The 22,544-nt window shown below is 54.4% G+C and carries 19 protein-coding genes; 7 read left to right on the plus strand and 12 right to left on the minus strand.

Annotated features, from left to right (window positions below; all coding sequences use genetic code 11):
• Positions 1-29 precede the first annotated feature (29 nt).
• Both V3851_RS01880 and V3851_RS01885 read right to left on the minus strand, forming a co-directional pair.
• Positions 30-455, minus strand: a complete 426-nt coding sequence (locus tag V3851_RS01880; protein WP_331844787.1) for a CBS domain-containing protein — start codon at positions 453-455, stop codon at positions 30-32.
• A gap of 75 nt (positions 456-530) precedes the next feature.
• On the minus strand, positions 531-1,712 hold the full coding sequence (locus V3851_RS01885; RefSeq protein ID WP_331844788.1) for a M20 family metallopeptidase: 1,182 nt from the start codon (positions 1,710-1,712) through the stop codon (positions 531-533).
• 203 nt (positions 1,713-1,915) lie between these two features.
• Here V3851_RS01885 and V3851_RS01890 point away from each other — a divergent pair, with 203 nt between their 5' ends.
• The gene (locus V3851_RS01890) at positions 1,916-2,257 is read left to right on the plus strand and encodes a YugN family protein (protein ID WP_331844789.1); all 342 of its coding nucleotides are present in this window, start codon (positions 1,916-1,918) and stop codon (positions 2,255-2,257) included.
• Positions 2,258-2,268: 11 nt separating this feature from the next.
• A complete protein-coding gene (gene ftsW, locus V3851_RS01895) occupies positions 2,269-3,516 on the plus strand; it encodes a putative lipid II flippase FtsW (RefSeq protein WP_331844790.1) in 1,248 nt (415 codons plus the stop codon).
• An 82-nt stretch (positions 3,517-3,598) separates the two neighbouring features.
• Here ftsW and V3851_RS01900 read toward each other — a convergent pair whose 3' ends face one another.
• Positions 3,599-3,961, minus strand: coding sequence for an Asp23/Gls24 family envelope stress response protein (locus V3851_RS01900; protein WP_331844791.1), 363 nt, complete (start codon positions 3,959-3,961; stop codon positions 3,599-3,601).
• Positions 3,962-4,093: 132 nt separating this feature from the next.
• Here V3851_RS01900 and cax point away from each other — a divergent pair, with 132 nt between their 5' ends.
• Complete coding sequence (cax, locus tag V3851_RS01905) at positions 4,094-5,164, plus strand: calcium/proton exchanger (protein ID WP_331844792.1); 1,071 nt, start codon at positions 4,094-4,096, stop codon at positions 5,162-5,164.
• Between the two features lie 118 nt (positions 5,165-5,282).
• On the opposite strand, the gene V3851_RS01910 is transcribed toward cax, so the two are convergent.
• The 5 genes from V3851_RS01910 to V3851_RS01930 form a co-directional block, all read right to left on the minus strand.
• On the minus strand, positions 5,283-5,573 hold the full coding sequence (locus V3851_RS01910) for an Fpa/YlaN family protein (RefSeq protein WP_331844793.1): 291 nt from the start codon (positions 5,571-5,573) through the stop codon (positions 5,283-5,285).
• Positions 5,574-5,742: 169 nt separating this feature from the next.
• A complete protein-coding gene (locus tag V3851_RS01915; RefSeq protein WP_331844794.1) occupies positions 5,743-5,988 on the minus strand; it encodes an HPr family phosphocarrier protein in 246 nt (81 codons plus the stop codon).
• Between the two features lie 80 nt (positions 5,989-6,068).
• A complete protein-coding gene (locus V3851_RS01920; RefSeq protein ID WP_331844795.1) occupies positions 6,069-7,184 on the minus strand; it encodes an aminopeptidase in 1,116 nt (371 codons plus the stop codon).
• A 156-nt stretch (positions 7,185-7,340) separates the two neighbouring features.
• Positions 7,341-8,177: a hypothetical protein gene (locus V3851_RS01925; RefSeq protein ID WP_331844796.1), complete on the minus strand. Its 837-nt coding sequence runs from the start codon at positions 8,175-8,177 to the stop codon at positions 7,341-7,343.
• A gap of 156 nt (positions 8,178-8,333) precedes the next feature.
• Positions 8,334-10,316 carry a sensor domain-containing diguanylate cyclase gene (locus V3851_RS01930; protein ID WP_331844797.1) on the minus strand — a complete coding sequence of 661 codons (1,983 nt, stop codon included), beginning with the start codon at positions 10,314-10,316 and terminating at the stop codon, positions 8,334-8,336.
• A 438-nt stretch (positions 10,317-10,754) separates the two neighbouring features.
• Here V3851_RS01930 and rpsD point away from each other — a divergent pair, with 438 nt between their 5' ends.
• The gene (gene rpsD, locus V3851_RS01935; RefSeq protein ID WP_331844798.1) at positions 10,755-11,354 is read left to right on the plus strand and encodes a 30S ribosomal protein S4; all 600 of its coding nucleotides are present in this window, start codon (positions 10,755-10,757) and stop codon (positions 11,352-11,354) included.
• A gap of 366 nt (positions 11,355-11,720) precedes the next feature.
• Here rpsD and tyrS read toward each other — a convergent pair whose 3' ends face one another.
• Entirely contained in the window at positions 11,721-12,974 is a 1,254-nt protein-coding gene (tyrS, locus tag V3851_RS01940; RefSeq protein ID WP_331844799.1) for a tyrosine--tRNA ligase, read from the minus strand.
• Positions 12,975-13,465: 491 nt separating this feature from the next.
• On the opposite strand from tyrS, the gene V3851_RS01945 reads away from it, so the two are divergent.
• On the plus strand, positions 13,466-16,570 hold the full coding sequence (locus V3851_RS01945) for a transglycosylase domain-containing protein (RefSeq protein ID WP_331844800.1): 3,105 nt from the start codon (positions 13,466-13,468) through the stop codon (positions 16,568-16,570).
• Positions 16,571-16,655: 85 nt separating this feature from the next.
• Here the strand turns inward: V3851_RS01945 and acsA are convergent, their stop codons facing one another.
• Positions 16,656-18,380: an acetate--CoA ligase gene (acsA, locus tag V3851_RS01950; RefSeq protein WP_331844801.1), complete on the minus strand. Its 1,725-nt coding sequence runs from the start codon at positions 18,378-18,380 to the stop codon at positions 16,656-16,658.
• Positions 18,381-18,682: 302 nt separating this feature from the next.
• On the opposite strand from acsA, the gene V3851_RS01955 reads away from it, so the two are divergent.
• Positions 18,683-19,315: a GNAT family N-acetyltransferase gene (locus tag V3851_RS01955; protein ID WP_331844802.1), complete on the plus strand. Its 633-nt coding sequence runs from the start codon at positions 18,683-18,685 to the stop codon at positions 19,313-19,315.
• A 30-nt stretch (positions 19,316-19,345) separates the two neighbouring features.
• A complete protein-coding gene (locus tag V3851_RS01960) occupies positions 19,346-20,545 on the plus strand; it encodes an acetoin utilization protein AcuC (RefSeq protein WP_331844803.1) in 1,200 nt (399 codons plus the stop codon).
• 58 nt (positions 20,546-20,603) lie between these two features.
• Here the strand turns inward: V3851_RS01960 and V3851_RS01965 are convergent, their stop codons facing one another.
• Complete coding sequence (locus V3851_RS01965) at positions 20,604-21,314, minus strand: 5'-methylthioadenosine/adenosylhomocysteine nucleosidase (RefSeq protein ID WP_331844804.1); 711 nt, start codon at positions 21,312-21,314, stop codon at positions 20,604-20,606.
• 156 nt (positions 21,315-21,470) lie between these two features.
• Positions 21,471-22,475: a catabolite control protein A gene (gene ccpA, locus V3851_RS01970; protein WP_331844805.1), complete on the minus strand. Its 1,005-nt coding sequence runs from the start codon at positions 22,473-22,475 to the stop codon at positions 21,471-21,473.
• Between the last annotated feature and the right edge of the window lie 69 nt (positions 22,476-22,544).

Raw genomic sequence — 22,544 nt, forward strand, 5'->3', positions numbered from 1 at the left:
ACCGTGCCATTCAAGCGGGTTCCCCCGTTTTAGTGCACACGCTCGGAAATTTCCGACAAGGCTTCGCCCGCATTGTCCGCGAAAATGTTCCGCACCGCCAGATCGCCGATCGAGACGATACCGATCAGCCGGTCGCCTTCGGTCACGGGCAGCCGGCGGATTTGCTGCTCGGCCATCAGCTCGGCGGCTTCATCCACCGACATGTCCCGGGAAGCCGTTTTGATGCCTTTGGTCATGATGGCATCCACCGCCGTGGAGCCGGGATGCTTCTCGGCCATGCAGCGGATAACCAAATCCCGGTCGGTGATGACGCCGATCAGCTTGTCCCCGCCTTTTTCGACCACGGGGATAAAGCCGGTGCCATGCTCTTTCATTTTCACCGCAGCCTCGTAGACATTGTCCTCGGGCGTTACGGTAACGACATTATCGGTCATAATCTCGCTGACTCTTTTCATTGTTCACCCTCCTTCGGAAATAGAATTCCAAGGAAGGAGCTTTTCTATGCGCCACCTGAACCTGAAATATCAGCCCTACTCCGCCAAATCCTCGGCATCCGCGAAATAGGAATCCGCCATCGCGATCAGCAGCGCGGCCGCATGCAGCATGGCGTTCTCGTCGATATCGAACTTCGGATGATGATGAGGATGCACGATTCCTTTCCCGGGATTTCCGGCACCAACCAGCATAAAGCAACCGGGGACTTTCCGCAAATAATAGGCAAAATCCTCGGCCGGCATGATTTTCGCCGAAAGCTCCCGAATCAGGCCCGCTTCGGATGCCGCCGTCCGGTAAAACCGTTCGAACTCCGCCGCATCGTTCACCAGGCACGGATATCCGGCCGTATAATCGATCTCCGCCTGAGCTCCATAGGCATCGGCCGTTCCTGCGGCAAGCTCATGGATCCGGGCGCGGATCAGTTCACGCGTCTCCTCGTCAAAACAGCGGACCGTCCCCGCCAGTCGGCAGCGGTCGGCGATCACATTCTGCGCCGTGCCTCCCTGAATCGAGCCGATCGTCAGGACGGCGGGGTTCAGCGGGTCCACCGAGCGGCTGACCACGCTCTGCAATTGCAGCACGAGCGCCGAACCGGCCAGCACGCTGTCGATCGTCTTGTGCGGCATGCCTCCGTGCCCGCCGCGGCCCTTGATATCGATGAAGAACTCATCGGTCGAGGCCATTAGCGGTCCCGGTGCGCTCCCCGCCGTACCTGCCGGAATCGGCGTCCACAAATGCACGCCGTAAATCACGTCGACTCCGTCCAAGGCTCCGGCTTCGATCATGGACGCCGCCCCGCCGGGGCAAACCTCTTCGGCAGGCTGGAAAATTAGGCGGATCTCACCGGCCAGTTCATGCTTGCGCTTACCGTAATATTCCGCTACCGCCAGCAGCGTCGCCGTATGCCCGTCGTGGCCGCAGGCGTGCATCACCCCGGGGATTTGCGAAGCGTATTCGCATGCTTTCTCGTCCTGAATCGGCAGCGCGTCCATATCGGCGCGCAGGGCTACCGTCTTCCCCGGCTTAGTCCCGCGGATTTTGCCGACGACCCCGAAGCCGCCGATACCGGCGGCCGTATCGATGCCAAGCTTCCTCAGCCTTTTCTCGACAAAGGCGGATGTTTCCCGTTCCATAAAAGACAATTCCGGATGGCGGTGCAGATAGCGTCTGTCCTCCACCATTTGCGGAAACAATGCCTGAAGCGCTTCTCTTTCCATGTGTGCCAACTCCTTGTCAACAATTCCCTTCCTTCATTGTAACAGATAAGCGTTATCGCATATAAGCCGCCGAGGCGCAAACTAGCGAAAAATTCACCTTTTTCAAGGCTTTGCCATGCTTGCACAACCGATGGAAACATAATATCATGGGGAGAGAACTTTCATGTCTTTTTTACGAACTTTTGAAGGAGGCCTTCCGAAACATGATTGTTGAAAATACGGGTTTGGACGGTTTTAAAAGCGATTTGGCTTATTTGGACGAAACAGCGGAAAAGGTTGGCTTTATCCGTTGGCAATGGGAATACTACCGGGCTACATACGACTATAAAATCGAATCGGGAAATGACGAGTATTACCTGCGGATCAATACGCGGGCCGTGGAAGGCAAATTGGAGCGTCCGGACACGGTGCTGGCCATTGAAGCGGTCTATATGGGGCGGGCCACTTTCCCTCACGGACTGGAATACGAATCCGAAATTCCGGCGGCGGTCATGAGCACGGCAAGCCGTAAGCTCGCCGAGTTGAAACAACTTCTGGAGGCTTAAGGCCGACTTTTATGAAAGACAACAAAGAAGAGCCCCGGCGCGGCACTCCCGATTTCCAGCTTCTCATTCTAACCCTGTTAATGGTGGGCTTCGGGATTGTCATGGTGTTCAGCTCCAGCTCCAGTATCGCTCAGGTCAATCAAAGATTCGGATACGATCCGATGTATTTCACGAAACGCCAGATCGCTTTCGGCGCAATCGGACTCATCGGGATGTTGATCGCCATGAATATCCCGTATGAGAAGTATAAGAAGCTGTTCGTTCCGGTATTTATCCTGGCGATTATTCTGCTGATGATCGTGCCCTTTTCCGCCAGCATCAACGGCGCCAGCAGTTGGCTCACGATCGGTACGCTCGGCATCCAGCCGACGGAGCTGGCCAAAATTACGACCATTATGTATCTGTCCGCTCTCATTTCCAAGAAAGGGGAGCGGTTTCGCGACTTGCGGACAGGCTATATCCCGGTCATGGTCATCGTCGGCTTCGTCGCCGGCTTGATCATGCTTCAGCCGGACCTTGGCTCCTGCCTTATTCTGATCGCCACGTCCGGACTGATCATTTTTGCGGGCGGCGCCAACCTGAAGCATATCATGGGTTCGATCGGCCTGTTGATCCTCGGCGCCAGCATCGTCATGGGCGTCGGAGCCCTCTGGGACAAAATCAATCCCAGTGACAGTCCTTCGGCGGAAAACGATTATAAAATGGGCCGGATTCAGGCCTTTCTCGATCCGTGGGAAGACCCGCAGCATACCGGTTACAATCTGATCCAATCGATGACCGCCATCGGTCACGGCGGAGTTACCGGCACCGGCTTCGGCCAGGGCATTCAGAAGCTGCATTACCTGCCCAACGCGTACAACGATTTCATCTTTTCCGTGATCGGAGAAGAATTCGGATTCATCGGAACGATCATTTTTCTCGCCTTCTACATTTATTTTATCTGGCGAGGCCTGCTCGTGTCCTTACGTTCTCACAGCACGTTCGGCACCTTGATGGGCGTCGGCATTATGGGCTTGATCGCCATTCAGGCCTTCATCAATATCGGCGGGGTGACAAGAACGATTCCGGTAACAGGTGTTACGCTGCCTTTCATCAGTTACGGCGGCTCTTCCCTGCTTGTGATGATGGTGGCCATGGGCATCGTCCTTAGTATTTCACGCGAATCCGCGATGCCGGCCAAACAGGAACGGACGAAATCCGTCGTGGTCAGGGAATCGGCCGCCTACGACTGGAACAGCCGCAGACGCTACCACAGCTGAATTGATCAAAAAAGACTTCAGGAGCCTGCTCCTGAAGTCTTTTGATTTACGGCGAATCTTATTGACTTAAGCCGGTCGGCGATTAAATCTCATCGTCCTTAAAAGCGACGCCTTCCACTTTGACGTTCACTTCAACGACCTTAAGTCCGGTCATGTTTTCGATCGCTTCCCGGACATTTTGCTGCAGCATCCGGCACACTTCATGAATCGGAGTCTCATACAGCACGATGATCCGCAGATCAACGGCCGCTTCCAATTGACCGACTTCTACGGTGACGCCCTTTTGCACGTTCTTACCGCTTAGGCGCTTCGCCCATCCTTCGGACAATCCTCCGGACATCGCGGCTATACCGGGAGTTTCCAAGGCGGCCATTCCGGCGATTTTGGAAACGACGTCATCTGATATACGAATAAGCCCATTATCGAGTTGCAATTGCTCGGCCATGGTCATTCCTCCTTAAACCTCATTATTCTTCATTGTAAATGCAATTTTCCTTTTAAGCAAATATAGACCAATTTTTCGCTTTCGTTTATAATCATCACGTTATTGGTTATATTGAACTTTGGGGGTGTGACAATGAAAAAATATTTATCTTCCGTACTGCTCATTCTATTCTTCGTACTCAGCGCAATCGGACACTATGCCCATTGGTCGCCCACGGTGGAGTTCATCATCTCCGCGGTCGCGGTCATCTTCGTCGCCGGTTTTCTCGGCAAAGCTACGGAAAGCGTGGCCCATTATGCCGGACAACGGCTGGGCGGCTTTTTGAACGCCACCTTCGGGAACGCCGCGGAGCTGATCATCGCCGTCATGCTTCTACGCGAAGCGAAATTCGATATGGTCAAGGCCAGCATCACCGGCTCGATCATCGGCAACCTGCTGCTGGTTCTCGGGCTCAGCCTGTTCGCCGGCGGCCTCAAGCACAAGATTCAGAAATATAATGTGACCTTGGCCGGGATGAACGGCTCCCTGATGATCGTCGCCATTATCGCCCTGTTCGTGCCCGCGATATTCCTCAATACGCATGTGCTTCACGAGGAAGACCGCAACACGCTTAGCCTGGTTGTCGCCGGTGTGCTTATCGTAGCCTACCTGCTGTGGCTGGTCTTTTCCATGATTACGCACAAGAACTATCTGGCCGATGTTACCGACCGTACCGAGCAGCAGCTCCCGCATGAGCATGAGCCCGCATGGTCCAAGAAAATGTCGATCCTCCTTCTGGTCGTCGCCACGGTCATGGTCGCTTTTGTCAGCGAATGGCTTGTACATAGTCTCGATACCTTTACCACCAAATTCGGCCTGAGCGAAATTTTCGTCGGCGCCTTCGTCGTGGCGATTGTCGGCAATGCCGCCGAGCACAGCGCGGCGATCATGCTCGCCTTGAAGAATAAAATCGGCGCCGCGGTAGAAATCGCGGTCGGCAGCAGCCTGCAGATCGCCCTGTTCGTCGCGCCCGTGCTGATCTTCGTCAGCCATCTGATCGGCAAGCCGATGGATATTGTATTTACGGTCATCGAACTGGCTGCGATCGGGGTATCCGTGTTCATAGCCAAGTCGATCACCCAGGACGGGAAAACGAATTGGTATGAAGGCCTGCTGCTCATCGCCGTCTACTGCATACTCGGCTTTTCTTTTTACCTGGTGTAAGGCCGTCCTCACATACTCTCTCATCAAAAAAAAGCGTATGGCCCTCGGTAACCGGACCATACGCTTTGTGTTTTATATGCCTATGCTTTGCTCGCACTTAGCGACAGGAAATGAGACGCTATTGCTGCTTGTTGTTCATCGCTTCATAAAGCGCGGCAAGATTGCGTTCCAGCCTGCTTAAAATCTCTTTCCCCACAGGTTCCTGAACCAATCCGATACGCACCGCATAATCGACCTGTCTGGAGAAACCGTACATCTGGGTGTCCAATACTTCCTCATAGAGAGGGCAGTAACGCGTAGCCAGATTCTCCATCTGTACTGCGATCAGTTTTTCTATTTTATCTGCATCTTCTTTCAGAAGATTTAGCGCTTTGTGATTCAATTGCTCCTGCAAATCAGACGAAGTCATGTTTATCCCCCCTATGTCCTCCTAAATCTCCACACATCTACTCTATTCTTAATATTAGACGAAATCGGGGGCCAATACAAGAACCTTGCCAAACGAATACGACTATAATCAATCCTGATTATTAAAAATACTCCTGCCCCAAGGGGGCAGGAGTATTTCCGCAAAATGCTTATTCGGCCACTACCTTCACGTCCAAGCCGTGTTTCTTGAATACTTCTGTTACCGCGGCCTTCGCTTCGTCCGCATCCGGTCCGTGAACATGCAGTTCATAGCTCTTCGTATTCACGAGGGTAGTAAAAAGACCAAGAATGCTTTTCACATCGATATACTTGTTGTCTGCCTGCAGCACGATGGAAGAAGTGAACTTCCCTGCCGTTTGGGCAATTTCCACAATCGCTTGATTGTTATTGGCCATAGTGATCCCTCCGCGTCAAACTTTGAAATTATCACATCACTATGATACCTTGAATCCGCTTTCCAGGCAAGGGATTTTCTTCATTTCAGCTTCTCGGGATTGAGCCCTTCCAGCTCCGGCAGTACGAAGATGCCGTCTTTGCGGATCAATACGTCGTCGAAATAAATTTCTCCGCCGCCGTACTCGGGACGCTGGATCAGTACGAGATCCCAGTGGATCGAGGAACGGTTGCCGTTATCCGTTTCGTCATAGGCCTGGCCCGGCGTAAAGTGCAGGCTGCCGGCGATTTTTTCGTCAAAAAGGATATCCTTCATCGGATGCAAAATATACGGGTTGAAGCCGATGGCAAACTCCCCGATATATCTGGCGCCTTCGTCGGAATCGAGAATATCGTTCAGGCGTTTCGTGTCATTGCTTGTAGCTTCCACAATTTTGCCGTTCTCAAAGCGGAATTTGATGTTTTCAAAAGTCACGCCGTTGTACAGGGTGGCAGCGTTGTAGTTGATCGTCCCGTTGACGGAATCCCGTACCGGCGCGCTGTAAACTTCCCCGTCGGGAATATTCTTTTGTCCGGAGCATTTTTCCGCGCCGATGCCTTTGATCGAGAAGGAAAGGTCGGTGCCCGGGCTGACGATCCGTACTTTGTCGGTCCGTTTCATCAGGTCGGCAAGGGCGTCCTGGGCCCGGTCCATCTTCGCGTAATCCAGGTTGCAGACGTCAAAATAAAAGTCCTCGAACGCCTCCGTGCTCATATTGGCCAATTGGGCCATGCTGGCATTCGGATACCGGAGAACGACCCACTTCGTTTTCTTCACGCGCTGCTCGCTATGTACCGGGTGGTTATACAAGGAATTGTACAGCTTCATTTTGTCTTCCGGCACGTCGGACATATCGTTGACGTTTCTTCCGGCGCGAATGCCGATGTAGCAGTCCATCTTTTGCATCCGGATCAGATCGTATTCCGCCCATGCTTTGATGCCTTCCGCGGTCGCGTATTTCAATTGCGTAGCCTGAATCGCCTTGTCCGTCAGCTCGACAAAGGCATTGCCGCCTTTCTTGCCGATTTCTTCGATGACGGCATTAAGCAGGTCGCGTTCCTCGCCGATCATCTCCACCAGTACGTTCTCTCCCGGCTGGACATCAACCGAGTAACCTACCAGGTTCTCCGCCAGCTTCTGTATTCTTGGATCTCGCATTGCAGCTTTCGCCTCCTCAAAAATATCGGGCCTGACGGCCCCACAACAGGCGGGGTCCTATCTTTTCCCGCCGCCAGTTGAACATTGGTTAATAATTCTCCCCATCTATTGTAGCACGGTGTTCAGCCGAAGTCAGCCATCGCCTTCCCGCTTTACTCAGCCGGAACTGCCGAATCGGCTGTCCGTTACCATCACCTCGTGCTCCCGGATTCCCCGCCCGCTTATATAATCGAGGTCCGTCTGCGAGGACAGTCTTACCGGCAAGCCGGTCTTGCGGTTGATCGTCAGATGATAAACCGCCTTGACCTTAGCCTGCTCCAGCATGGCTTCAAGCTGATTCCGGCCTGTTTCCCACTCGCTCTCAAGCTCGCTTTCCACCTTGGTCCGCCGGTCCGAGGCAACTTGGACCAGCTTCTCCTGCCATCCGGCTTTAACGGCTTCCATATCCTCCGTCAGCCGCTCCTTTAACCGCCGTTTCGCCTCCTCCGGGTCGAGCTCGATCCGCAGTATTTTCAAGCCTCGCGGGGCTCCGGCCTCCGCCCGGATCGTTTTCTTCACCGTGCGCATATCCTCCAGCTGATCCAGCGGATTGAGCCTGGCGATGCCGCGGGTGAAGGCGTCATTTTCATTCGATTTCAGGTTCCATGTTCCGCCTTGCCATTGCAGTTCCGCCGTATATGCGGTTTTTGGACCGGACACTGCCGCCACCGCCCCGGTATTCTCTCCGCTTTCGCCGGAGGGCAGCACGGTTTGCAGTGCAAGCTGATGATGATCTTGCAGTTCTCCCGTAAAATTCACGGACTCTTCCACTTTAGAATTTTCCCCTCGCATAATCGCCGCTTGCCCGCGAAAAGCGAGATGATCGCTGCCGGCAAGGCCCGACCAGGTCACATTGAACCATTGTTCGGGCGTTCTGGCGTCGCCGAAGCCGCAGGCAGATAAAATCAATATGAGACACAGCGCAACCCCTGCTTTGAAATTGCTTTTTTGCATGTGATTCAGCCTCTTTTTTGTTCCGGCCGCCGTATGGGCATGAACCGGGAATGGTATGTTATGTCTAGCCTTTCCCTCCCCTGGAAAACTATGCGAAAGCGCAAAAAGAGCGCCCTTTCGGAGCGCTCTCATCCGAGCCGGCCTGACCAAATCCCTTTACGCGTCAAGGCCGATCCGGGTTTGATTTCTGCCGTTCTTCTTCGCTTTGTACAGCGCCATGTCCGCCAGATAAAACAGCGACTCCACACTGATCTTCTCGCTGCCGTCGCGGGTCCATTCGGCGATCCCGCACGACACCGTCACCTGCGGCTCCGTCTCCATCGCCACCCGGTACCGGATGCTTTCGGCGATTTGCTGGCCGCATTTCGCGTCGGCTCCGGGCAAATAAACGGCCAGCTCCTCGCCGCCCCACCGGGCCGCGATGTCCGTCTTGCGGATCGTGCTCTTGATGATGGAGCAGACCTGCTTCAATATTTTATCCCCGGCCTGGTGGCCGTACGTATCGTTGACCTGTTTGAACAGGTCGATATCCACAATAATCAGGGAGCCTCCCTCGTCGAGCTTCTGATGCTCCTGAATCCGGTCGTCCAAATAATGGCGCGCGTACAGCTCGGTCAGCATATCATGGTTGGCCATCCGCCGGACTTCCGCGTGCAGCGAAGCGTTAGCGATCGCGAGTCCGATATGGGAGGACAGCACCTGCAGCAATTTGTAATTGTCGTAGGAGAAGAACCGCTCCTCCCGATGGGCCAGCATGATCGCGCCGATGACCTCGCCCCTGACGACCAGCGGGGCAACGATGAGCGAACGGGCCCCCGTATCCTCCATCAGTCTGGACGTAATTTTGCCGTAAGCCTTGTAATCGGACAGAATAATCGGCTCCCTCGTGGCGAATACGAGCCCGCTGAAGCCGTAATCTCTGGGGAAATTCTCTTTCGACAACGACGGCACGTTGGAAGCGGTAATCTCAAAGAAATCGCCGTCCTTGTCAATTTGGGAAATACAGCAGTATTCCGCCTTGAAGATCGACAGCAATTCATCGGTCGCAAATTTAAAAACCTCTTTGGGCCGCAGGCTTTGGTTCAGCCGCTGGGCCAGTTCGTTGATCAATCTCAGCTCGCTGACGAGCAGATTCGATTGCTCGTACAATTTGGCATTCTCAAAGGCCGAGCCGGCCGTATCCGCCAGCATGCCGATGAGCTGCAAATCCACCTCATCGATCTCGCCGAGGGGAATCAGCAGATGGAAAACGCCGTAAACCCCCTGTTTGCCCACCAACGGGGCGGCGATCTCGAGGCATTCTCCGTCCGCTCCCCGTTTCTCGGCCCGTAGCATCCGGCCTTCCATAAACGCGCTCACGCACATCGGGTCCCTGTCTCCCTGAAGCTGAAGCGATTTCACCCGGGGATCCCGGCTGAGGTGATCCTGGGACATCAGCAGTTCGACCGTCGCCGCAGGATACATTCCCGCAATCCGTTCGAAAACTTCGGTCAACACCGAATCGACATCGATCTGGGTATGCAGCTTCTGGACGACTTGAAACAAGATCCTCCGGCGATGTTCTTCGCGCTTGGCTTGCTTGTTGACCCGCAGCATGTCCGTCACGAAAATATCCTCGAACCGCTTGTAGAAGCAAGTCCGAAAATGCAGCGCGGACATCTCGGTCCAAGCTCGGGCCCCGGCTATCCCATCCTCCGTGAGGTTTGCGATCGAACAGCCGAGCACCGCGATCAGCTCGCGGGTACGCCGGGTCCATACCGGAACCGCGATGGAATACCCACCCTCGGTCTTTGAAACCACCCAATCCCGGCGAACCAAACAGTCCCGGACCGCCTTCAACGCGGCGGCCTGTTCGTTCTGCGGTTGTCCTTGACGCCGATCCAAAAGCTCCCCCCGGTGGTCGGCAGTAAACCACACCGCCCGGTAAGCTGCCGGATGAGCCTGCATTTCATCATACCAATCGTCGTATGCGGATTGAAGCAGGGAAGATATATAAGGGTAGTCATGGGAGGTGATGTCGAGCAGCCCGAGCCAGTGGGTCCATTCACTCCTCGCTTCTCCTTCGTTCTCCGGCGGCGAAGCGAGGTAGGTAATCCCATTGAGCGGCTGCATCAGGTCATCTCTGGATTGTTTTGTCATGAAAAAGCTCCTTTTCACCGCACCCGGCCGCGGTGACATAATGTAAACGAAGCCATTTGACTCTTCCAAAGTTTTTTGCAATTAATATAAACTATGTTGCCGTTCCTTATTTATACGTTATTTTACTATCTTCCTTGTGGTTTTGCATTAAAAATTTAGGACAAAAGCCCTATCGACAAAATTCCAACTTATAAAACAAAATCCTCCACTTGACTTTATTGCCATGGTTCATATAATATATATTGTTGATGAAGACTGGATAGAGTCTTAAACAGGGCGTAACGCATGCGAGCACCCTCTCGGCTTTTGTTGCTGACAAGACAGCGGCTGAACTTTCTTGTCAGAGAGCGGATTTTATCTATCCTCCGCCCATCCAAACAAAACCCGCGCAAGTAGAACCCTACGCAAAATTTAATTTAAAAGGAGTCTACCTATACAATGGCACGTTACACTGGTCCTAAATTTAAACTCAGCCGTCGCCTTGGCATTTCCTTGAGCGGCACCGGCAAAGATTTGAAGCGCCCTTTCCCTCCGGGACAACATGGTGCTAACCAACGGAGAAAAGTATCCAACTACGGCGCACAGCTTTTGGAGAAACAAAAATTGCGCCACATGTACGGCTTGGGCGAAAAGCAATTCCGCACTTTGTTTACCAAAGCGCAAAAAATGCCTGGTATCGCCGGCGAAAACTTCATGGCATTGCTTGAAAGCCGCCTGGACAACCTGGTATACCGTCTTGGTTTCGCCAACTCCCGCGCGGGTGCCCGTCAATTGGTATCCCACGGTCACGTAACTGTGAACGGCAAGAAAGTGGACATCGCTTCCTTCCGTGTTAGCATTGGCGATGTGATCGGCCTTCGCGAAAGAAGCCGCGGTCTTTCTTCCATTAAAGAAGCTTTGGAAAACCGCACGCATCTTCCGGCTTACCTGGAGTACAACGACAACGCAATGGAAGGCAAGTACATCCGCCTGCCTGAACGTTCCGAGTTGTCCCAAGACATTGACGAGAAACAAATCGTCGAATTCTACAACCGTTAAAAATGTCAAGAAACCGGTCAAACCTTTTGGGGTTTGGCCGGTTTTTATATGCGCCGGTTCTGCGATTAGACCTATGAGGTGGCTGATCGCAAAAGCTCGTGAGAGAAGATTAACTGGATTTTCTCCAGTTAATTTTGTTCAATATCGCGCTCTCGGCAGATTAACTGGAAAACCTCCCGCTAATTCTTCTTATTTTGCTCTAGTAGGCCGATTTGAGCGAAAATAAATGGAGGTTTTCCAGTTATTTTTGCATAGAGAGTAACCCTCCGATAAATAGCTGCATGTTTTCCAGTTAATCTTAGAGAAGGAGCAGCAATAGCCCCCAATATACAAAAAAAGAGGAGCCTCCCCGGCCCCTCTTTCATTTTATTTCACCAGCAATTTCGCAAATTTGCGTTTGCCCACTTGAATGATATCGCCGTCAGCAATCGCGATCTCGGCGTTAGCATCGGTAAGCTTCTCTTCGTTCAGCTTCACGGCGCCCTGCTGGACGCTGCGCTTCGCTTCCCCGTTGGAGGCGGCAAAGCCGATCAGGGTCAGCAGCTTGACCAGACGGATTTTGCCGTCCTCAAGCTCGCCGCCCGGCACCGCGATTTCTTCAATATCGTCCGGCAGCGCCCGCTGCTGGAACACGGTGATGAAATGCTCCTGCGCCGCTTCTGCGGCGTCTTCGCCGTGATACATACGGACAAAGGTGTAAGCCAGCTTCATCTTCGCGTCGCGCGGATGCACGGCGCCCGTCTTCAGCCCTTCGTTCAATACGGCCAGCTCTTCGTTCGTCAGATCCGTCGCCAGCTCGTAATATTTCGGCATCAGCTCGTCCGGCACGGACATCGCCTTGCCGTAAATTTCATTCGGCTCCTCGTCAATGCCGATGTAATTGCCGAGGCTCTTGCTCATCTTCTGCACGCCGTCGAGACCCTCGATAATCGGCGTCATTAAGGCAACCTGCGGCTCGAGCCCGTACTCCTTCTGCAGCGTCCGGCCCATCAGCAGGTTGAACTTCTGATCCGTTCCGCCAAGCTCGATATCCGCATGCAGCGCCACCGAATCCATCCCTTGCATCAGCGGGTAGAAAAATTCATGAATGCTGATCGGCTGGCCGGACGAATAACGCTTCGTGAAATCGTCCCGCTCCAGCATCCGGGCGACCGTCACCTTCGCCGCCAGTTTGATCACGTCTTCAAAGGTCATCGGGGCGAGCCATTCGGAATTGAAGTGAACCTTCGTTTTTTCCGGGTCCAGGATTTTAAAAATCTGCTGGCGGTACGTCTCTGCATTCCGCTTCACGTCCTCCTCGGACAGCTGCTTGCGGGTTTCCGATTTGCCCGTCGGATCGCCGATCCGTCCGGTGAAATCGCCGATGATCAGCAGGACCTGATGTCCGAATTCCTGAAATTGGCGCAGCTTCTGCAACACTACCGTATGCCCGACGTGAATGTCCGGCGCCGACGGGTCCAGCCCCAGCTTCACCTTCAGCGGCTCTCCGGTAACCACCGATTTCATGATCTTTTGCTTCAATTCGTCCTCCGGAACGATCTCCGCGGCACCGCGGGAAATCACTTGCAGTTGGCGTTCGACTTCCTCCCGCTGAGCTAACGTTAATTCATCCCACTTCATGTTCCATCATCCTCCAGATCGATATATATGTCTGCCGAAAACGACAAAAAGCTCCTTCTCATCCCAAGGGACGAGAAGGAGCCGACTCGCGTTACCACCCTAATTAAAACCGCCATCTCACTTGCCCGCTTAAAGCGGCCAAAGCAAGCAACGGTTTTCACCTCATTTCCATAACGGTCATCCCGGTGCCGGACTACTTGCGGACTTGCCTGTCCCGCGTTCCCCCGGACGGCTCCAGACGGTAATTCAAAGAGGATCCGCCCATTCGGTTCGCAGCGACCACCGATTCTCTGAGCGGCGGGATTCCGCCTTCTACTAAGTCTTTCCAAGCCTTTCTCGATATGCAATTAGCTAATTTATAACATAGAAGCTTCGGGAAAGTCAAACCGGCATCGTCTTCCCGGCAGGCAAAGATCCCGCACAAATAGGCGGAAAAAGCAACCATCCGACCTTTTTTATGCTATAATGTTGCTGTTAAAAGGAGGAATTCCATGGCTCATGAAAACGATAACAACTCCGGCAAGGAGGAGCAAAGCAAACCCCAAAGAATTTCGCGGGGCGACAAGCCCGTCAAGGCGAAAAAGCGCAGAAAAGGCCGCTGGGTTTGGACAACGCTCGGCTGGCTCGTTTTACTGGGGTTTGCCGGGGCATTGTTTGCCGGAGGAGCGGTGTTCGGATACGTCTCCTCTATCGTGGTGGACGAACCCGTACGGTCGCGTACCGATATCGAGCAGAAAATCAATCATAACGAGATAACCGGTTTCGCCTACTTTCGCGACGGTCAGCCGATCGGGCAGCTCCGCACCGAAGAGGACCGCCGGCCCGTCAATTTCGAGGAGATTCCGCAAACGGTTATCGACGCCGTTATCGCGATCGAAGACAATCACTTCCAGGAGCATAACGGCATCGATTTTAAAGGCACGATGCGTGCGGTCAAGCAGAAGCTGCTCAAGGAAGACATCCAGACCGGCGGAAGTACGCTGACCCAGCAGCTCGCGCGGCGCGTATTTCTAAACTTGGACCGGACCGACAACCGCAAAGTGAAGGAAATATTGCTCGCCTTGCGGCTGGAACGCTTCCTGACCAAAGACGAAATCCTGACCGCCTATTTGAATAAGGTGCCGTTCGGAAACGGCTCCAACGGCTATCAGGTCTACGGAATCAAAGCCGCGGCCAAAGGGATATTCAATATTACCAATCTCAACGATGTGAATATCGCCCAGGCCGCATATCTCGCCGGATTGCCGCAGCTTCCTTCCACCTATTCCGCCTATAACGGCAAAGGGGAATTTAACCAGGAAGCTTTTGACCGCGCGCTCAAGCGACAGCGGCTCGTGCTTCAGCGGATGCTGGAAGAGAAGAAAATAACGGAAGCCCAGTATAACGAAGCGCTGGCGTTTGACATCAAGGGATCGCTCGCCCCCCAAACGAAGAAGGCGTATGACACTTTTCCTTATCTGATGCTGGAAACCGAGCGGCAAGCGGCGATTGTCATCGCCATGCTGAATAATCCGGACATGACCAAGGATGAAGTATCGGACAATTCGCAAATTCTGGAGGAGGCCCGTCAGGAATTGCTGACCGGCGGATATCGGGTTTTTACCACGATCGACAAAAAGGTATACAACTCCATGCACAAGGTTTCGGAGAACGAGAATAATTTCTCCCCTTACAGCGAAAGCAAAGGGCTGGAGCAGGTAGCCGGCATGATGATCGACAACCGGACCGGGGCGATTCTCGGCATGATCGAAGGCCGCGATTTCTACACGGAACAGATGAATTACGCGACCCAGATGATCCGGCAGCCCGGTTCGACGATGAAGCCGGTCGCCGCTTATTTGCCGGCTTTGGAAGCGGGACTTATTCAACCGGCCAGCATTATAGACGATTCTCCGATTATTTTGAAGGATTATCAGAAAGGCTATCATATTCCCGTCAATTCCAGCGGCGGCTATAAAGGGCTGGTTACCGCGCGCACCGCGCTCAACGAATCGCGGAACATCCCGGCGCTGAAGCTGTTCAATCAAACCGTCGGCATAGATAAGGCGTGGGAGTTCGCCAAGAAGCTAGGCATCACCACGCTCGATGAGCAGGATTACAACGCGCAAACCGGCGTGCTCGGCGGCCTGAAATACGGGGTGACCGTGGAGGAATTGACCAACGCCTATACCGCGATCGCGAACGGCGGGGAATTCAATGACGCCTACATGATTGCGAAAATTACGGATTCCAAAGGCAATATCGTCTACAAGCACGAAGCCGAACCGCAGCGGGTATTCTCCGAGCAGACGGCCTACCTGATGACGGACATGCTGCGGACGGTCATCACGAGCGGGACCGGGACATCGGTCAAGCGGGATTTCAAGAAATACGGGGAAATCCCGATCGTCGGCAAAACCGGAACGACGCAAGACTACGCCGATGTCTGGTTCATGGGATATACCCCGGATGTCACGCTCGGCGTGTGGATCGGCTACAAAGAGCCGGTCAACAAGCTCTCGGAAGCCGGGAAATCCCGGGCCCGTTCGATCTGGTCGCTGGTGATGAACGAGGTGACCGCGAACGAGCCGGATTTGTTCGTGACGAAGGAATTCGCCAAGCCGGACGGCATCGTGTCCGCCACGGTGTCGGGCTTTAGCGGCAAGCTGCCGACCGAGCTTACCAAACAGGCCGGCAAGCTGGTGACCGATATTTTCAATGTCAAGTACGTGCCTAAGGAACCGGACGATGTGCTCGTCCGCATGAAGTATATCCCGTATGAAGGGGTCAACTACATCCCTCAGGAAGGTACGCCGTCCGATATGTTGCTGGAGAAAGTCGTCATGAAGCGCGAAAAGCCGATCAAGGAACTGATCGACGAGCTGGAAAAGGCGTTTGCGGGGATGAAAGGCGATCATAAGCCGATCAGCTACTATATTCCGAAAGACGCCGGCGAAGACGCACCGACGAAGCCCGATCCGCGCGTCGATGACGGTGCGGCTCCAGCGGCGCCCGCCGATGTCAAGCTGAGCTCCGAGAGCGGGACCTCCAAGGTTTCCTTCAGCAAAAACGCGGAAAATGATGTGGTCGGTTACCGCCTGTATCGCTCCGTTGACGGAGGTTCGTTCCAATATACCGGCAAGGCGGTCCTCACCGGCGAAGCCACCGCGATTTCGGATGCGCAAACCGGGGGATTCTACTACTCGTATTACGTCACGGCCGTCGATGTGGCCGGGAAAGAATCGCAGCCGAGCCAGATCGTGAGCACCGCCGATTGGCTGCCCGATCTGGGCGGAGACGAGGGCGAAAGTTTGGGATCGGACGACGGGTTGATCGAAGATCTGTTCATCCCGCCGTCAACGCCGGAAGGGGTAAGCATCCGTACCAGCGACGGCAATGTTACGGTAAGCTGGACGGCAGGCTCTCTGCCCGAACAAATCGCGAGCTACAATATTTATTACTCCGATAGTCAGGACGGACAGTTCACCAAGCTGGGAACGGCATCGGGAAATCAGTTTTCATTCAAGAGCGACGCCGCGAGCGGCTGGGTCAAAGTAACCGCGGTCAACTCGCTCGGCGAATCCATGCCGTCCTCCGCCGTTCAATTCAGTAAGTAAAGCAAAATTATAAAGAGCCGATCTTCAGTAGCTTGGAGCTACTGAAAATCGGCTCTTTTTTATAGAGAAAAATGAATAATGAGTTCTAATCCTCGATGGTCGACAGATCGCCTGCCGGAAGGTTCAGTTCCCACGCCTTGAGAACGCGGCGCATGATTTTGCCGGAACGGGTCTTCGGCAGCTTCTCCTTAAATTCAATTTCCCGTGGCGCGGCGTGCGCCGACAGCCCTTCCTTCACGAAGCGGGCGATCTCCGCTTTAAGCTGCTCCGAAGGCGTATAGCCTTCCCGCAAAGAGATGAACGCTTTGATGATTTCACCCCGGGTCGGGTCCGGCTTGCCGATGACGCCGGCTTCCGCCACCGCCGGGTGTTCCACCAGCTTGCTCTCCACCTCGAACGGACCGATCCGCTCGCCTGAGGAATTGATAACATCGTCGATCCGGCCCTGGAACCAGAAATAGCCGTCTTCGTCCATATAAGCCGTATCGCCGGAAATATACCACCCCGGAATCCGGAAGTATTCCTCGAATTTGGGGGCATTGTTCCAGATCAGCCGCATCATCGACGGCCACGGCGTACGGATCGCCAGATTGCCCATCCGCCCCGGCGGCAGCACTTTACCGTTGTCGTCGATGATCGCCGCCTGAATGCCGGGCAGCGGCTTCCCCATCGATCCGGGCTTAAGCGGCATGGACGGATAGTTGCAAATCAATTGGGCCCCGGTTTCGGTCATCCACCAGGTATCGTGAATCCGGTGTCCGTACACCTTACAGCCCCAGCGCACGACCTCGGGGTTAAGCGGCTCGCCGACCGAAAGAACATGCCGCAGCGAGGAAAGGTCATACCCTTTGACGATATCCTCTCCGGCACCCATCAGCATGCGAAAGGCGGTGGGGGCGCTGTACCATACGGTGACCTTGTTTTGTTGAATCGTCTCGTACCAGTCCCCAGGACTGAACCGACCTCCCCGCACGACATTGGTCGCACCGTTCAGCCATGGGGCGAATATGCCGTAGGAAGTGCCGGTGACCCAGCCGGGGTCGGCCGTACACCAGAAGACATCGCCCTCCTTAAGGTCAAGCACCACCTTACCGGTGTAATAATGCTGCAGCATCGCGTTATGAACATGGTAGACGCCCTTCGGTTTGCCGGTCGATCCGGAAGTATAATGCAATATCAGCCCGTCCTCCCGGTTGACCCATTCGATCTCGGCCTCCGCCGGCGCGAGTTCCATCTCTTTATAGTAATCAATAATTCCGTCCGCGGGCTCGATATTTTCGCCTACAAGAAAAACATATTTCAGGAGCGGCAATTCGTCCCGTTTTACTCTTGGCAGCAACGCCTCTGTGGTGACGAGCGCAACCGCGCCGCTGTCCTCCAGGCGGTCCTTCACCGCGGTCTCCATAAACGCCTCGAACAGCGGACCAACGACCGCGCCGACTTTGATAATCCCCAGGACGCTGACGTATAATTCCGGGCTGCGCGGCATAAACACGAATACCCGGTCTCCTTTAGAGATCCCCCGGCTGCGGAGCACATTGGCAAATTGATTGGACAAGGCCTGCAATTCCGCAAAGGTATAAGTCTCATCCCTTGACGCATCGCTGAAGCGTAAAGCAACCTGGCCGCCTTTTCCCGCTGCGACATGGCGGTCGACTGCTTCATAGGCCAGATTGACCCTGCCGGTTTCATACCAGGAAAACTGCTTTTCTACGTCCTCCCAATTAAAATTCGCGACCGCTTCCTCATAATTGCCCAGATTGGACGAGGGGGCTCCCGCGGAAATGATTTCTCCTTGCAATTGACTCATCGCTTCCATCCTCCTTGATCTGTAACCTTGGTTTGATATATGAGATCAAAATCATGAAAACGGATACAAGAATACGGTAAGTTATTTGGATTTTTCGGGTCGATTGGCGGGACAGCATCCGTCGGAATAACGGGAAAGTTAAATAAGTGGAAAGTATGCAACAAAAATCACGATGTCAAGTGGTAATTGTGAAAAATTTATGTCGGATTCAATTATAACATACGTCATATCCAGCGGCTATACTTTTCATTTTTTCATTTTTCTGTTATAAGTGAGTGGAACGAGCAAAGGAGGCGGCATTGATGGAACACCGTAAAACGTATATCCGCCATACCCTGCCCCATGAGGATAAAGAGATCGTATTGGAAGGGCCCGTCACGCCGTCCCATCTGCGTACGCTGCGGATGCATCCCGAGCTGGACGCTTTCCGCCGGCCTTCCGACCAGCAAGAAGCGCTGATCGACATCGCCGGGCTGCCGGAGGGGCGGATTATTTTGGCCCGGGAAAACGACGTGATCATCGGGTACGTCACCTTTCACTACCCCGATGAAATGGAGCGCTGGTCCCAAGGACGGATGCCCGATTTGATCGAGCTCGGCGCCATCGAGGTGGCGAACGGGTACCGTTCGCTTAAAATAGGCTCCCGCCTGATCCGTATCGCCTTCGAAGATGGTCAGATGGAGAAGTATATCGTCTTTACGACCGAATACTATTGGCATTGGGATTTGAAAAGCAGCGGCCTGTCCGTATGGGATTACCGCAAAATGATGGAGCGTCTGATGAAGACCGTCGATATGGTCTGGTACGCTACGGACGATCCGGAAATCTGTTCCCATCCCGCCAACTGCCTCATGGTCCGGATCGGCAAAGAGGTGCCGCTCGAATCCGAGGAACAGTTTGACCGGATCCGTTTCCAGCAGCGCTTCATGTATTGAACAGAGCAAATAGAAAGGACGCGTGACGCCATGTCTGGAAGCGCTTCATTCGTATATCATGACCAAGCGATGAACTACCGGTTTCATGATCAGCATCCGTTCCATCCGCTCCGGCTGCAGCTCACGCTGGATCTTCTGTCCGCGGCGTCCGCCCTGGAGCCGTCCCGGATCATCCCCTCCCGCCCGGCGACGGACGAAGAGCTGCTGTCGGTCCATCAGCCCGCTTACGTGGAAGCCGTCAAGGCGCTTAGCCGGCGGCGCCCCGAGGCGGAATGGATCAAGCGGGCCGAAGAATACGGCTTGGCGGACGAGGACACGCCCTATTTCGCCGGGATGCACGAAGCGGCCGCCTATGTGGCCGGCGGAACCGTCACGGCCGTGGAAGCGGTGATGTCGGGGCGGGCCGCCCATGCACTGCATTTGGGCGGAGGCCTGCACCACGCCTTATCCGCCAAGGCGGCCGGCTTCTGCGTATACAACGACGCCGCAGTCGCCATCGCGTATGCGAGACGCCGCTATGGAGCAAGGGTGCTCTATGTGGACACCGACGTGCATCACGGCGACGGGGTCCAATGGAGCTTTTATTCCGAGCCCGAGGTATGCACCTATTCCATTCACGAGACGGGGAAATATTTATTCCCCGGCACGGGCTCCGTGAGCGAAAGAGGCGAGCATCTGGGATACGGGGCGTGCATGAATATTCCGCTCCAGCCCTACACCGAGGATGCCTCCTGGCTGGAGTGCTTCGAAGTCTCGATCCGGCGGCTGACGGACTACTTTAAGCCAGATCTGATCGTCAGCCTGCACGGCTGCGACGCCCATGCTCTGGATCCGCTGAGCCATATGCATTGCAGCCTGGCCATCTACAATCAAATGCCGGCGATTCTGCATGAGCTGGCCCACACTTATTGCGAAGGGCGCTGGGTGGCCGTCGGCGGCGGCGGATACGATATGTGGCGGGTCGTTCCGCGCGCCTGGAGCCTGCTCTGGCTGGAGATGAGCCATCATCCGTTAAAGCGGGAACTGGCCCCCGAGCGGGAAAGCAGCCACGGTATCTCCCTCCCGCAATCCTGGATCGACAAGTGGCAGGACCACTCGCCGGTGCCGCTCCCTTCCCGCTGGCTGGACGATTTGACCCGCTGGGAAGCGATGCCGCGCAGAGCCGAGATCACGGCAAAAAACCGCGAGAGTCTCGCGGTCGCGCTGCAGGATTATCCCGCCAAAGCGTAAATTTGTCGTACCGGCACCGGCGGTACCTTATAGCCAATGGCCTACGGCACACACTAGCCTATAGCCCGTTAAAATGCCGGATCATTTCTTCCACAATTTCGAAGGAACGTTTGGCGGCGATGGCGGTAAACTCGGCGAAGTTGACGTCGGCCGTGCCGTCCGCCTTGTCGGACATCGCCCGAAGCATGACGTACGGCACCGAATTCATATAGCATACCTGGGCGATTGCCGCCCCTTCCATTTCCACGCAGGCCCCGCCCATACTCTCGTACAGGAAGGCAACCGTATTCCCATCGGCGATAAACTGGTCGCCCGACAGGATCCGCCCGACCCTGTAGCCGTTCTCCTTGCATACCCGAACGCAGGCTTCCTTCGCCAGCCCAACGAGCCGGGGATCGGCCGGAAAATCCGAAACCTCCTGGTAAGGAGTTACACCCCGCGGGAATCCAAGCGGCGAACAATCCATATCATGCTGCTGGCAGGAGGACGAGATGACGATATCCCCGACATTCAGCGCGGGATCGAGCGCTCCGGCTACGCCCGTAAACCAGACGGTCTCCGCTTCAAGGCGGTCGATCAGGACCTGGGCCGTCACCGCCGCGTTTACTTTGCCTACTCCCGACTTGCATACAACGACCTCTTTGCCATGAAAGCGGCCTTTAACAAAGGACAGGCCCGACAGCTTCACCCGGGTTTGCTCCTCCATTCCCTGCAGCAGCAGAGCGATTTCTTCGTCCATCGCCCCGATGATTCCGATTACGGACGGCATAAACGTTTCACTCCCTATCTCAATCTCAAGCCTTGTGTAAATGTGCGTAAATCCTAAAAAAAGCTCCTTGCGCGAAGGAGCTTTTTCCGTTTTATAACCTTTTTCATATATTTGTATTTGTATATAATCTATCTCTGTATCCTTTGAAACCGGTGCTTAAATATGGCTGACCGATAACCGCATAATCGTCTCATGCGGCAGAATGACCCGCGGATTCTCCACCGTTTCCTTCTTCATCAGCTTCGTCAACAGCCGCATCGCCACGGCGCCGAGGTCGTACATCGGCTGCGCTACCGTCGTGAGCTGCGGGCGCACCATGGAAGCCATGCGAATATTATCGACGCTGATAATGGAGAAATCATCGGGAACCTTCAGCCCTTCGTCCTGGATGCTGTGGATTGCCCCGATCGCCATCTCGTCGGTGGCGGCAAACACGGCGGTCGGACGTTTCTTTAGGCCGAGGAAATACTTCATCGCTTCGACGCCGGATTCGTAGCGGTAATTCCCGATTCGTACCAGATCTTCGTCGTACGGGATGCCTGCCGTTTCTAACGCGCGTTTATAACCTTGGAAACGGGCATAACCGTTCGCCGGATCCTGCAGCGTGCCGCTGATCATCGCAATATGGCGATGGCCGTGGCGAATCAGTGTGCTTACCGCGTCAAACGCCGCCGCTTCGTGATCGATATCGACCGAAGGGATCACGCCCTTCTCGTCGCTCGTCGCGCAAAGCACGATCGGCACCGCCGATGTCTGAAAAGCCTGGATGTGGTCTTCCGTTACCGTTCCGCCCATGAACAGAAGCCCGTCAACCTGCTTCTCCAGCAGCGTGTTGATGACGCGAATTTCTTTCTCCTTCTTCTTGTCCGCATTACATAAAATAATATTGTAGTGGTACATGTTAGCGATATCTTCGATACCTCTGGCCACTTCCGCAAAAATCGAATTGGAAATATCGGGAATCACTACGCCGACAGTGGTTGTCTTCTTGCTGGCAAGTCCTCTCGCCACCGCATTCGGGCGGTATCCCAAACGTTCAATCGCTTCATACACTTTCTTGCGGGTTTGCGGTTTGACATTGGGATTGTTGTTCACAACCCGCGAAACCGTAGCCATAGAGACGCCCGCTTCACGTGCAACATCGTAAATGGTAACCGTCACATTATTCTCTCCATTGCCAATAGATTTTCAAACATTTCATCACGCAAACTTGTACATCAATTAAATTTA

Source organism: Paenibacillus haidiansis, from assembly GCF_036553665.1.
GTDB classification, from domain to species: Bacteria; Bacillota; Bacilli; order Paenibacillales; family Paenibacillaceae; genus Fontibacillus; species Fontibacillus haidiansis.

Bases quoted from the DNA above. Each gene is read 5' to 3' on its own strand.
- V3851_RS01930 (WP_331844797.1), bottom strand. From the start codon at position 10,316: ATGACAAAACAATCCAGAGATGACCTGATGCAGCCGCTCAATGGGATT.
- V3851_RS01945 (WP_331844800.1), top strand. From the start codon at position 13,466: ATGGCTCATGAAAACGATAACAACTCCGGCAAGGAGGAGCAAAGCAAA.
- V3851_RS01955 (WP_331844802.1), top strand. From the start codon at position 18,683: ATGGAACACCGTAAAACGTATATCCGCCATACCCTGCCCCATGAGGAT.
- V3851_RS01920 (WP_331844795.1), bottom strand. From the start codon at position 7,184: ATGCGAGATCCAAGAATACAGAAGCTGGCGGAGAACCTGGTAGGTTAC.
- V3851_RS01915 (WP_331844794.1), bottom strand. From the start codon at position 5,988: ATGGCCAATAACAATCAAGCGATTGTGGAAATTGCCCAAACGGCAGGG.
- V3851_RS01910 (WP_331844793.1), bottom strand. From the start codon at position 5,573: ATGACTTCGTCTGATTTGCAGGAGCAATTGAATCACAAAGCGCTAAAT.
- V3851_RS01885 (WP_331844788.1), bottom strand. From the start codon at position 1,712: ATGGAAAGAGAAGCGCTTCAGGCATTGTTTCCGCAAATGGTGGAGGAC.
- acsA (WP_331844801.1), bottom strand. From the start codon at position 18,380: ATGAGTCAATTGCAAGGAGAAATCATTTCCGCGGGAGCCCCCTCGTCC.
- ftsW (WP_331844790.1), top strand. From the start codon at position 2,269: ATGAAAGACAACAAAGAAGAGCCCCGGCGCGGCACTCCCGATTTCCAG.
- tyrS (WP_331844799.1), bottom strand. From the start codon at position 12,974: ATGAAGTGGGATGAATTAACGTTAGCTCAGCGGGAGGAAGTCGAACGC.
- V3851_RS01925 (WP_331844796.1), bottom strand. From the start codon at position 8,177: ATGCAAAAAAGCAATTTCAAAGCAGGGGTTGCGCTGTGTCTCATATTG.
- V3851_RS01960 (WP_331844803.1), top strand. From the start codon at position 19,346: ATGTCTGGAAGCGCTTCATTCGTATATCATGACCAAGCGATGAACTAC.
- rpsD (WP_331844798.1), top strand. From the start codon at position 10,755: ATGGCACGTTACACTGGTCCTAAATTTAAACTCAGCCGTCGCCTTGGC.
- V3851_RS01880 (WP_331844787.1), bottom strand. From the start codon at position 455: ATGAAAAGAGTCAGCGAGATTATGACCGATAATGTCGTTACCGTAACG.
- cax (WP_331844792.1), top strand. From the start codon at position 4,094: ATGAAAAAATATTTATCTTCCGTACTGCTCATTCTATTCTTCGTACTC.
- V3851_RS01890 (WP_331844789.1), top strand. From the start codon at position 1,916: ATGATTGTTGAAAATACGGGTTTGGACGGTTTTAAAAGCGATTTGGCT.
- V3851_RS01900 (WP_331844791.1), bottom strand. From the start codon at position 3,961: ATGGCCGAGCAATTGCAACTCGATAATGGGCTTATTCGTATATCAGAT.
- V3851_RS01965 (WP_331844804.1), bottom strand. From the start codon at position 21,314: ATGCCGTCCGTAATCGGAATCATCGGGGCGATGGACGAAGAAATCGCT.